The organism is Cohnella rhizoplanae, assembly GCF_948329515.1.
GTDB lineage: Bacteria > Bacillota > Bacilli > Paenibacillales > Paenibacillaceae > Cohnella > Cohnella rhizoplanae.
This window is the reverse complement of sequence record NZ_CAOJCN010000028.1, coordinates 35,416-47,101: the sequence shown is the minus strand read 5'-3', so window position 1 is coordinate 47,101 and position 11,686 is coordinate 35,416. Positions and strand designations below refer to the sequence as shown.

Sequence of the window (11,686 nt, the reverse complement as noted above, 5' to 3'; positions counted from 1 at the left end):
TAAGGTCGCAGACCGACGAGCTGCGCGCCCAGACCGACGAGCTCGAGGCGCAGGCCAATCAGATCGGCGAGTCCAACCGGACGCTGCGCGAGGAGATGCTGCTGACCGCACGGCAGAAGGAGGAGATCGAGCAGCAGGCCGATTCCCTCTCGCGGCAGAAGGAAGAGATCAGCCAGCAAGCCGACTCCCTGGCGACGCAGGCAGAGGAGCTCCGCGCCCAGACCGACGAGCTGCTCGCGTCGAACGCGCAGCTGCAGCGGGAGATGGCGCTCACGGAGCGTCAGAAGGAGGAGATCTCGCAGCAGGCGGAAGAGATTCTCATGGCGGCCCAGTACAAATCCGAGTTCCTCGCCAACGTCTCGCATGAGCTGCGCACGCCGCTCAACAGCCTCCTGATCCTGTCGCAGATTCTCGCCGAGAACCGCGACGCCAACCTGAATCCCAAGCAGCTCGAGTACGTGCATACGATTTTCTCGTCGGGCAAGGACCTGCTGCGGTTGATCGACGAGATTCTCGACCTGGCGAAGCTCGAAGTCGGCAAGATGACGGTCGTGTTCGAGACGGTGCAGGTCCAGGACATCGTCGACCATGCCTACCGGACGTTCGACCAGATCGCCCGCAGCAAAGGCGTCGACCTGCGCATTCGGCAGGACGCCAGGCTGCCGGCCTCCCTGAGGACCGACGGCCATCGGGTGCAGCAGATTTTGGCGAACCTGCTCTCCAATGCGTTCAAGTTCACGGAGGAAGGCGAAGTCTCGTTGACGGTCGGCCGGAGCGAGACCGATCCGGAGGAGATCTTCTTCGAGGTCGCGGATACCGGCATCGGCATTCCGAAGGACAAGGTGGACAGCATTTTCGAGGCCTTCCAGCAGGCGGACGGCACGACGAGCCGCAAGTACGGCGGTACCGGCCTCGGGCTGACCATCTGCCGCCAGCTCGCGTCGCTCCTCGGCGGACGGATCGAGGTCGCCTCGGAGCCCGGACGGGGCAGCGTCTTCACGCTGTTCGTGTCGGAGCGCGCGGAAGCGCAGGCGCAGGCGGCCCGCCAAGCCGAGGAGGAAACGGCGCAGGCGTCCGATCTGACCGAGGCGCGGACGACGTCAGCGCCGCTCGCGGAGGCGCCTCCGGCGCCCGCGAAACCGGCGGCTCCCGTCGCGGCCGCCGCTGCCGTCGCGGCCGATATCCCGGCGACGGCCCCGCAGGTTGCCCCGCAGGCACCGTCGCCAGCCGCCTCGCAGCCGCCGCGCGCGCATATCGCGCACGCGGCGCCGCAGCGACCGCGCGCGAGCGTGAACGATTTCTACGAATCGTTCGTGCCGGACATCTCGATCTCCAATCCCAAGCTGCTCCTGAACGCCGTGATGGCGGACGACCGGAACGCCCTCCAGCCGGGCGACACCACGCTGCTGATCATCGAGGAAGAAGAATCGTTCGCGGCCATCTTACTCGAGCTCGCGCGCAAGCGCGGCTTCAAGGCGATCGTCTCGCTGCAAGGCGACCAGGGACTGGCGCTCGCCCATGCCTACAAACCGGACGCGATCGTCGTAGACGCCGACCTGCCCGTCCTCAACGGCTGGGCGATTATCAGCAGACTCAAGAGCCGGCCGGAGCTCCGCCATATCCCGGTCCACGTCATCTCCACGGCCGACGACAGCAAGCAGGGTCTCTCCATGGGCGCGCTGGACTTTTGGAAGAAGCCGACCGACCGCTCGGAGCTTGAGGCCGCGTTCCTGCGGATCGAGTCGTACATCCGCCGGCCGGTCAAAAACCTGCTCATCGTCGAGGACAACGCCGACCTGCGCGGTAGCCTCGTCGCCTTTATCGCGCATCCCGACGTTTCCGTGACCGCGGCGGCCTCCGGCAAGGAGGCGCTCGATCAACTGAACGCCCAGCACTTCGACTGCATGGTGCTCGACCTCGGCTTGGCCGATATCTCGGGCTACGAGCTGCTCGAGCAGGTCAAGACGAACCGCAAGCTCCAGACCCTGCCGGTCATCATCTATACGGGCCGCGATCTGAGCAAAGCCGACGAAGAACGGCTCCGCCACTACGCGGAGAGCATCATCATCAAAAACGTGCAGTCGATGGAGCGTCTCTACGACGAGACCGCGCTCTACCTGCACCGCAAGCATGCCGACCTCCCGCCCGACAAGCAGCTGCTCATCGAGAAGCTGCACAATCCGGAGGCCGCGTTCCAAGGCAAGCGGATTCTGCTCGTGGACGACGACATGCGCAACATCTATGCGCTCTCGAGCGTGCTCGAAGGCTATAATATGGAGATCAACTTCGCGCAGAACGGCAAGGAAGCGCTGCAGTACCTGGACGGTCATCCGGACGTGGATCTGGTGTTCATGGACATCATGATGCCGGAAATGGACGGCTACGAGACGATGCGGCGCATCCGGCAGATGCCGCAGTTCGAGAGCCTGGTGATGGTCGCGCTCACGGCTAGGGCGATGGAGGGCGATCGGGTGAAGTGCCTGCGCGCGGGCGCGTCCGACTATATCGCGAAGCCGATCAATACCACGCAGCTCGTCACGCTGCTCAAAGCTTGGCTCATCAAATAGATCTCGCGGGGGAATGACTGCAGCATGGGAGAACGGGTTCATATCCTTCTCGTCGACGACCGGCCCGACGAGTACTTGTCCATCCAGGCGATTCTGGCCGATACGCCTTACAAGCTCGTGTGCGCGCCTTCCGGCGCGGAGGCGCTCAAGTATTTGCTCAAAACGGATTTTGCCCTTATCATCATGGACGTGCTGATGCCCGACATGGACGGCTTCGAGACGGCCCGCCGCATCAAGACGCGCAAGAGGTCGCAGGATATTCCGATTATTTTCCTCACCGCGCTCACGTCCGAGCTCGACAACTACAAGCAGGCCTATTCGGCCGGCGCCATCGACTTTATCACCAAGCCGGTGCATACGGAGGTGCTGAAGAGCAAGATCGACGGCTTCGTGCGCCTCTACCTGACGCGGCTCGAGCTGGAGCGGCAGGCCGAGGAGCTGGCCGCCAAGACGCAGGAGCTCGAGGCCAAGACGGTCGAGCTCGAAGCCAAAACCGTGCAGCTCGAGGATCAGGCGCGCCGGATGGAAGAAGCGAACCGCGAGCTGACGCAATTGAAGGATATCGCGGAGACGGCCTCCAAGATTAAATCGGGTTTCCTAGCGATGATGAGCCACGAGCTGCGCACGCCCCTGAACGGCATCATCGCGATGTCGGAGCTGCTTATGGACGCCGAGCTGCGGCCGGCGGACCGCGATATGGTCGATATTATCCGCACCAGCGGCACTGCGCTCCTCTCGATCATCAGCCACATTCTCGACTTCTCCAAGATCGAGTCGGGCAAGATGGAGCTCGAGTTGACGCCGTTTAACCTGGGCAGCTGTCTGAAGGAGACGACCGACCTGTTCATCGCGCTGCTCCGCGAGAAGGAGCTGACGCTCACGACCGACATCGATCCGGCCATCCCTTCCCTCCTGCTCGGCGACCCGAACCGGCTAAGGCAGGTGCTGAACAACCTGATCGGCAACGCCGTCAAGTTCACCCCCTCCGGCGGCGTCCGCGTCAGCGCGAAGATGCTCGCACGTCAGAGGCAGCAGCTGGAGTTGGAATTCACGGTGGAAGATACGGGCATCGGCATCCCGGAGGGGCAGCACTACAGGCTGTTCCAGCCCTTCTCCCAGCTCGGCGGGACCCAGGATGCCAAGACCGGCGGCACGGGGCTCGGCTTAGCGATCTGCAAGACGCTCGTAGAGCTGATGGGCGGCCGTATCTACGCCAAGAAAGACGTGGCGCGCGGCGCGGCATTCGTATTCACGATGATGACCAGTCCGGTCTAGGCGTGAGCGGGAATTCGCAGGACTACATGCCTATAGAATAAAGGCGGCGCGGGATTTCTCCTGCGCCGCCTTTATTTTATAGCCACAATTTACTTAGAAATGAGACCTTGCTTCAGTAGATTCGAGGCGATGACCGCCGCCATCTCGCGGGTGACCTTGGCCTTCGGGTCGAATGCCGTGCCCGAAGTTCCCTTGAGCAGACCTTTGTCGAATACGGCCCGGACCGAAGCCGCCGCATAGCCCGAGATCTGGCCCTGATCGGAGAACGTAGTTTTCGACGCCGTGCCGTCAAGCTTGAAGGCACGGGCCAGGATGACGGCCAGGTCCTGACGGGAGATCGCGTCGCCCGGCTTGAACGACTTCGCCGTCACGCCGCCGACCAGTCCCTTGGACTTGGCGGTCATTACGGCGTCGTAATACCATGCGCCCGGCGCGACGTCCGCAAACGTCTGCTTGGCGCCGGATGCCGGCGTCTCGCCGAGCAGGCGCAGGATCAGCGCCGCGAACTGAACGCGGGTCAGCTGCTGCTTAGGCGCGAACTTGGGCTCATCGGCGCTCACGCCTTGAAGCCAGCCGGCCGCATAGGCCTCGCTCACCGCCGCGCTCGCCCATGCGGAGATATCCGCCGCGTCGGCGAACGTATCGCCGTCCTCCTGTCCGGCGCCTACGGCGACCGTTCCCGAATACTTAAGCACGAGCGGCGCAGATCCTGCGCGGTACCCCGTCACCACGTAGGGGTGCTCGCCTGCGGACAGTCCTTTGAAGGTTGCCGCACCCTTCGCGTCCGTCTTCGCCGACTGCCCGCCGATCGAGACCTGCACGCCCGCCGCGGGTCCCGTCACTTCTTTGAAGCTGGAATCATAGTAGGTGTACTGCACGTTCACTGCCGTCGCGCCGCCCGCGGCGGCCTTCGCCGTGACCGACTTCACGAGTCCGGTGTCTGCGCCGGAGAGATACAGGTACAGCTCGTCGCCCGCCTGCAGGCGGAACTTCTCCAGAGACGCGTCGATCGTCGCGTAGGCGCCGCCGCGCTTGACGGCATACAGCCAGTAGACGCTCTGATCGCCGGCGGCATCGCCGATCGCGGACAGGAACTTGCCGTACTGCGGATCGTCGCTATACCCGAGCTTCAGCTTGTTGCGATCGGCGATCTCGACGAGCGCGTCCCAAGCATACACCGCCTGCGTGGCGCTCAGCGCGGCGAGCGGGCCATTAAGTCCCTCGACGGCGACGCCGACCTTGACCCATTGACTCGCCGCATTCACGTACACGGAGCGATGCGAACCGGCGAATAGCTGGTAAGCCGCCAGCGCGCGCAGCGCCTGCTCGGTCGCGAACGCTTTGTCCGACGCGGCGTCGGACAGCTGATGCTTAAAGCCGCCGTCCGCGTTCTTGAACGCCAGCAGCCGCTGGATCAGATTCGATCCGCCCTTGGCGAACTTCGCGTCCGCCGGATCGATGCCGTAGGCTGCGAGGCCGACGATCGTCTGCGCGATCGCCTCGCTGTTGGCGTCGTCCAGGTTGGCCGCGAGCCAAGCGACGGCCTTGTCCGCCGCCGCGGCGACTTCCGGCCGATCCTTGTACTTGCCGAGCGCGCTGAGCGCCATGGCGTACAGATCGGGAACCGTGGAGCCGTCGATGCCGGAGACGATGGCCGCGACCAGATCGCCGCGCGTCCACGCGGTGCCGGCCGGCAGCTCGTAGCCGGCGGAATCGAGCGCGAGCAGCACGAAGATATCGGCGTACACGTTCGCGAAGGACTTATAGCTCGCCAGCTTCGCGATCAGGTCGCGGCCGCCGATGCTGCGGGCGTCGAGACCGGCCGCGTTCGCGACCAGCGCGAGCCGCGCGAGCGCCGTCGGATCCGGCGAAGCCTTGGCCCACTCGGACTCTACGGCCGTCGCCAGCTTGGCAGCGTAGTCGGCCGGCACGGCCTGTCCGGCGCGCGCGAAGCTGAAGGCCAGCCAGTCCGACGTAAGGCCGCCGTTCGCGTTGACGTAGCCGATCGCGGCTTGGATATCCGCCTGGACGTTGACGGACGCCGCCGTCGAAGCTGCATTCGCGCCCTCCGCGTAGATCTTGCCCGCAGGCAGCGCCGTCGACACGCCTCCGACCGCCAGCGATACCGCCAGCGCGAGCGATGCCATCGATTTAAAGCGTTTAAAGCCCAACATGCTTCATGCCCTCTTCCCTCTTAAAATATCAATCTGCGTCCGCGCCTCCGCTCCCCGTCGGCGCACGAAAAAAGCCACTCCGGCATGGAGTGGCCACTAACGCGCGATGAGAGGCGGCGCCGCGGACAGGTCCGCCCGAAGACGGCTTAGCTGGCACAGCCGGTCCCGCCGCTCACTCCACGAAGCGGACGGGATACAGTCGTCGCAAGGCAGGTCTCCTGGCTCTGCTTCAACGCGAGTCCGGCGCCTTCCCATTCGGCTGAACAGTGGCTTGTTCCGGATCGCTCGGCATATACAGTGGCGGGACCGCGCCGGAATTACACCGGACTTCCCTATTAAGCGGCATGCATCGCATGCGCGCGCCTGGCACGAGGATATGCAGTTATGCCCTTATGATAGCGGGTCGGCAGCCCTTTGTCTATCGCGCGACTCCGGTTCGCATCGGCATTCGATAGATGGGGAGCGTCTTTGCGAAAATAAAAAGAGAAGCGCAACCTTGACTCTCGCTTCCGTTGGAACTATCATGGTTACAACAAGGCCGCACTTCGACTCCGCACCTTCTGCCTTAGGAGTCTTCGAGGCGTTCCTGACTTATTTTCCACATGGAGGTTGAAATAATGAAATTGCTAGTGACGGGCGCGACCGGGCATCTGGGATCGCATGTGGTACGGACGCTGCTGAAAAGCGTACCGGCGGCGGATATCGCGGTAAGCGTGCGACAGCCTGAAAAAGCGTCGGAATTCAGCGAACGCGGCGTGGACGTGCGCCAAGGCGACTTCGATGACCCGGCATCGCTCGAACGCGCCTTTGCCGGCATCGACCGCCTGCTGATCGTCTCGACGGACGGAGACACCGCGACGCGCATTCGCCAGCACGGCAATGCCGTAGAAGCCGCGCGCAAGGCCGGCGTCGGCTTCATCGCCTATACGAGCGCTCCGAATGCCCAAGACAGCGAGCTGTTCCTGGCCGAGGTTCACCGCGAGACCGAAAACGCGATCCGGGCCACCGGCATCCCTTACTCCTTTTTGCGGAACAACTGGTACATCGAAAACGAAGCCGGCGCGATCCACGGCGCCGCCGCGGGCGCGCCGCTCGTCACATCCGCGGGCGACGGCAAGGTCGGCTGGGCCGCGCGGCACGATTATGCGGAGGCGGCCGCAGCCGTGCTCGCCGGCCCCGGGCATGAGAATACGGTGTACGAGCTCGGCGGACCGCTGCGCACGTATGCCGAGCTCGCCGGCGTGCTGACCGAAGCGCTCGGCCGCGAAGTACAGCTGCAGCCGGTCGATGACGACACGTACGCAGGCATCATGAAGAGCGTCGGGGTGCCGGAGCCGGCCTTGCCGATCGTCACCGCGATCCAGCAAGCGATCCGGACGAACACGCTCGCCGTAGAGAGCGGCGATCTGGAGAAGCTGCTGGGCCGTCCGGCGACGCCGCTGGCTCAGGCCGTGTCCGCGCTAACCGAAGCAAAATAAAGAGAACGGCCGATCACGGAGCCTGGCTTTTCCGTATCGGCCGTTTCCTTTTGTCAAAGATGCGATGGCGCGTCGTGCGCAATATCTTCTGCAAGCGTTCCGGATTTCGTCAGCATGAGCGCCAACCGATACACCTATGCAAAATGCGTCTCGTACAGCTGTCGCGCCTCTTCCCGCCCGATCTCCACCGCCCATCTCCTCCTCTCCAAGCGATTCTCTGCCCATACACTTCAACTTGGAAAAGAGTTCGGTTTGGAACGCGCTATTCGGCCAATCCGTCCCTCAACGCCGCATACAGCTTCGCCCCGGCGGGCGTCAGCGGCGATTCGGAGGTTCTGCTCAGCAGACCGCAGGGCATGTCCACCGCCGCTCCCCGGATCGGCCGGGCGACGACGCCGGCTGGGGGCTCATCCGCCAGCACGCGAGGGACGAGGGCGACGCCGAGCCCGATCGCGACATAGGACGCGAGCGCCGTCATGCTGCCGATCTCCATCGTCTCGGCCGTCGGCATGGCGGACCCGGCCAACATAAGCTCAAGCTTGCGGCGATAGGGACAATTCGCGGCGGTGACGAGCAGCCTATGGGCAGCGAGCTCCTCCAACCGGACCAGCGGCTGCGATGCCAGCGGATGATCGGCAGGTACAAGCGCGGCGAACGGCTCGCGGTACAGCTGCTCGAAGTGGAGGCCCTCCCCTTGCTCCGGCATGGTGCAGAGCGCCAAGTCGAGTTCCCCTTTGCGTACCCGCTCGCTCAAGACCGGCGTGCCGGCCGACTCGACGGAGATTCGAATCTTGGGATAGCGTTCCGCGAAGCGCTTTAGCAATGCCGGCAGCCGGCAGCTGACCGCAGGCTCGGTAGCTCCGAGCCTGACCCCTCCGGCGTCCCCCTCGCTCATCTCCTTAAGCGACCGCCGCAGACGCTCCATGTCCTGCAGAATCGGCAAGCTCCGCTCCCTGAGCAATCTGCCTTCCTCGGTCAGCCGGAGTCCTCCGGCACGTTCGAACAGAACGACGCCGAGATCCTCCTCCAACCGCTGAATCTGCATCGTCACCGTGGACTGTGCGTAGTTCAGCTCCTCGGCCGCGAGCCGGAAGCTTCCGAGCGCCGCGATCCGGTGAAACGCGCGAAGCGATTTGGGATCCATTAGCTGCACCTCCAATCGAATTTAATGAATGAAGTCTTCAATTCATTCAATTATACGAAACAGTCCGCCTCTTATAAACTATGTAACAGACAGACAGACTTAATTAGGAGGAGACGCGACTATGGATATAAAAAATCGAACAGCCATCGTAACAGGCGGCGGCACGGGGATCGGAAGAGCGGTATCGCTGGAGCTGGCGGCGTCGGGAACCGCCGTTGTCGTTAATTATTCCCGGTCGCGGGTCGAAGCGGAGGAGACGGTCGAAGCGATCCGTGGGTTCGGCGGTCAGGCGGTCGCCGTGCGGGCGGACGTGTCTGTGGACACAGATGTCAGGGCCATGGTACGCGCAGCGGACGAGGCCTTCGGATCGGTGGACCTGCTCGTGAACAACGCGAGCGTCACGCGGCACATTCCGATGCAGGACCTGGAGGCGGTGACGGACGACGCGTGGGACGAGCTCGTGAATATAAACGTGAAAGGGATGTTCTACTGCGCGAGGGCCGCCGCGCCGCTCATGGTTCGCGGGGGCGGAGGCGCGATCGTGAACGTCGGCAGCATCGCCGGCAAGACTGGCCAAGGCTCCTCGCTGCCCTACGCCGTGTCCAAGGCGGCCGTGCACGGCCTCACGCTGTCCCTGGCCCGGGCGCTCGCGCCGCGGATCCGCGTCAACGCCATCCTGCCGGGCGCGGTCGGAACGCGTTGGTGGGCCGGGCGCGAGGAGCAAATGCAAAAGCTCGCGCCCGCCACGCTGCTGGCCTCCATCTCGTCGCCCGAGGATATCGCCCGCGCCATCCGTTTTGCGCTGGAACAGGAGTCGATGACGGGACAGCTCGTCACCGTGGACGGCGGACAGACGCTCTGACGGCGAGTTTTCGGCAGGCTTTGCCTCTCCGCTCCCGCCTCTTTAGCACAACGGCTTGCTGCTCGCCTCCGTCTGCAGTCCGATCTTGCGCTATGCGCGGGTTGGGCGACAGTACCGGGTCGAGGTGGTATCCTATAAGCAACCAAGCTTTGCTTAAAAGGAGCGATCTATACGATGAGAATCCATCGCGGCATGCTGCTCGGCCCCATCTTGCTTCTGTTCGGCGTTTTTTTGCTGCTTCGCGGCGATCTTCACTTCGGCACGGGCTCGATTTTCGCTTATTTCTGGCCCACGCTCTTCGTTCTGCCGTTGGGCATCTTTTTCCACTGGCTGCATTTCTCGGTGCTTGGGCGCAGAGGCGTCGGCGTGCTCGTCCCCGGCGGGGTGCTGATCACGGTGTACGGCGTCTGCCAGATCGCGATGCTGCTCGACAATTGGGCCATGATGTGGCCGGGCTTCATTCTGGCGCCTGCGGTAGGCTTGTTCGAGCTGTACTGGTTCGGCGGCCGCAACAAATGGCTGCTGATTCCGATCAACATCCTCGCGTTTCTGTCGCTCATCTTCTTCGCGATCTTCTCGATCGGGTACATGCTCGGCAAACTTTCGGGCGGCGGCTCCCTGATCGCGTTTGTCCTGATCGCGGCGGGCGCGCTTCTGATGGTCAAGCAGCGCAAGGAGACGATCTGACGCGGCAGAACGGCCGACGGACCCTGTCAGAACGAAAGAAACGGTACTGCAAGCATGAGGCTTGCAGTACCGTTTCTTTTTTTTAAACCTGACGTAGACGCTTATTGAATCAAGTCGGCCTGTCGGAGCAAACGCTGCACCACCGCGGCGGTCTCTGCGCGGGTGATCGGAGCTTGCGGCCGGATTAGGCCGGCGTTGCCGCCGATGACGCCGTGCTTGACGTTAAGCGCGGCCGCCTCCTTTGCCCACTCCCCGACTTGCCCCGCATCGCCGAAGGCTGCGAGCCATCGGCTCCGCTGGTCGGACGCAATCGCCGTATCCAGACCGGCGATCTTCATCGCTCTAGCCGCGATCGACATGGCTTCTTGCCTGGAAATGCTGCGGCTTGGGCCGAAGGTGCCATCCGGATAGCCCTGCAGCAGCCCATAGGCGGAAGCGATCGACACGGCGCCGGCATACCAGTCGCTCGCGGCCACGTCGCTGAACGATGCCGGCTCATCGGCCGCATGCAGGCCCAGCGCCCTGACCATCATCGCCGCGAACTCGGCTCTCGTAATCGCTTCGTCCGGCAGGTACTTGTCGTCGGCGCCCCCGTTCACGACGAGCCTCGACGCCATATCCTCGATGCTCGCCCTCGCCCAGTGGCCGGCGATATCGGCGAACGTCTTCAAATTGTAGATCACGGAGTAGACGCTGTTCGTAAGACTGTTGATGACCGCGTAATAGCGGCCGTCTACCTGCGTCACCTTCGTCGGCACATGCAGAACGCTCCCGTCTTCCAATACCACGACGCCTGTCGTGATCTTGCTCGGATCGATTCCGTCCGGAATGGCGATCCTGCGCTCCACGTACGCATTGAATTTGTCGACCGTCACTTCCCGCCCTTGGTAGACCGCCTTGATGGAGAAGTCGGCAGCCGGCGCGACGATCTGGAACTTTTCGCCTGCCGTTGGCGTGAACTTCACATCCTGCGCAGGTACGTTTGCGATCTCGACTCGTATCTTAATGTCCGACAGCGCGACGTTCGTTCCGAGCTTCGACGCGATGGCCGATACATCGATCTGAGCCGCTGGGAGCGTATAGCCGGCCTTTTCTGTCTTGACCTCTAAAACCGCCTGCTTGTCTTCCATATTTTTAACCGTCTGCGCATCGAGCTCGCCGATTACGATATCGGATTGGTTGGCGACCGGAATCGTGATGACATACCCTTGAGCAGCCTCGGCGAGCGCGGCGCCGATCTTCCGGCTAACGACCGAGACAAGCGTCGTCTTCTTGCCGTCCACGGTCGTGACCGAAGCCGTGGCCGTCCGTTCCCTGGTCGAGCCATCGACGATAATCGCCACGCCGTCGTCCGAGGATGCCGGCGGAATATAAGGCTCTACGACCGGCGGGGTCCCCGCAACGTTCCGTTCCTCAACCGCCACGTCCGCCCACTTTACGATCTTGCCGGCGCTATCTACTAGCGCCACGTAGATGTGATCGCCGCTCTCTACCGCAAT

8 protein-coding genes and 1 riboswitch are annotated in these 11,686 nt (G+C 63.4%); of the genes, 5 read left to right on the top strand and 3 right to left on the bottom strand.

Going from position 1 to position 11,686, the window contains the following annotated elements:
• Positions 1-95 precede the first annotated feature (95 nt).
• The gene (locus PQG80_RS25700) at positions 96-2,567 is read left to right on the top strand and encodes a response regulator (protein WP_271754568.1); all 2,472 of its coding nucleotides are present in this window, start codon (positions 96-98) and stop codon (positions 2,565-2,567) included.
• 24 nt (positions 2,568-2,591) lie between these two features.
• Positions 2,592-3,842, top strand: a complete 1,251-nt coding sequence (locus PQG80_RS25695) for an ATP-binding response regulator (RefSeq protein WP_271754566.1) — start codon at positions 2,592-2,594, stop codon at positions 3,840-3,842.
• An 89-nt stretch (positions 3,843-3,931) separates the two neighbouring features.
• On the opposite strand, the gene PQG80_RS25690 is transcribed toward PQG80_RS25695, so the two are convergent.
• Positions 3,932-6,016, bottom strand: a complete 2,085-nt coding sequence (locus tag PQG80_RS25690; RefSeq protein ID WP_271754565.1) for an S-layer homology domain-containing protein — start codon at positions 6,014-6,016, stop codon at positions 3,932-3,934.
• A 191-nt stretch (positions 6,017-6,207) separates the two neighbouring features.
• A riboswitch (cobalamin riboswitch) is annotated at positions 6,208-6,398 on the bottom strand.
• A gap of 235 nt (positions 6,399-6,633) precedes the next feature.
• Here PQG80_RS25690 and PQG80_RS25685 point away from each other — a divergent pair.
• Positions 6,634-7,494 carry an SDR family oxidoreductase gene (locus PQG80_RS25685; RefSeq protein WP_271754564.1) on the top strand — a complete coding sequence of 287 codons (861 nt, stop codon included), beginning with the start codon at positions 6,634-6,636 and terminating at the stop codon, positions 7,492-7,494.
• 262 nt (positions 7,495-7,756) lie between these two features.
• Here the strand turns inward: PQG80_RS25685 and PQG80_RS25680 are convergent, their stop codons facing one another.
• Positions 7,757-8,638 carry a LysR family transcriptional regulator gene (locus PQG80_RS25680; RefSeq protein ID WP_271754563.1) on the bottom strand — a complete coding sequence of 294 codons (882 nt, stop codon included), beginning with the start codon at positions 8,636-8,638 and terminating at the stop codon, positions 7,757-7,759.
• A 121-nt stretch (positions 8,639-8,759) separates the two neighbouring features.
• Here PQG80_RS25680 and PQG80_RS25675 point away from each other — a divergent pair, with 121 nt between their 5' ends.
• Both PQG80_RS25675 and PQG80_RS25670 read left to right on the top strand, forming a co-directional pair.
• Positions 8,760-9,500, top strand: a complete 741-nt coding sequence (locus PQG80_RS25675; protein ID WP_271754561.1) for an SDR family NAD(P)-dependent oxidoreductase — start codon at positions 8,760-8,762, stop codon at positions 9,498-9,500.
• 174 nt (positions 9,501-9,674) lie between these two features.
• Positions 9,675-10,187: a hypothetical protein gene (locus PQG80_RS25670; RefSeq protein ID WP_432432807.1), complete on the top strand. Its 513-nt coding sequence runs from the start codon at positions 9,675-9,677 to the stop codon at positions 10,185-10,187.
• A gap of 101 nt (positions 10,188-10,288) precedes the next feature.
• On the opposite strand, the gene PQG80_RS25665 is transcribed toward PQG80_RS25670, so the two are convergent.
• Positions 10,289-11,686, bottom strand: a 1,398-nt coding sequence (locus PQG80_RS25665; protein WP_271754560.1) for an S-layer homology domain-containing protein, incomplete at its 5' end; no start/stop codon positions are given.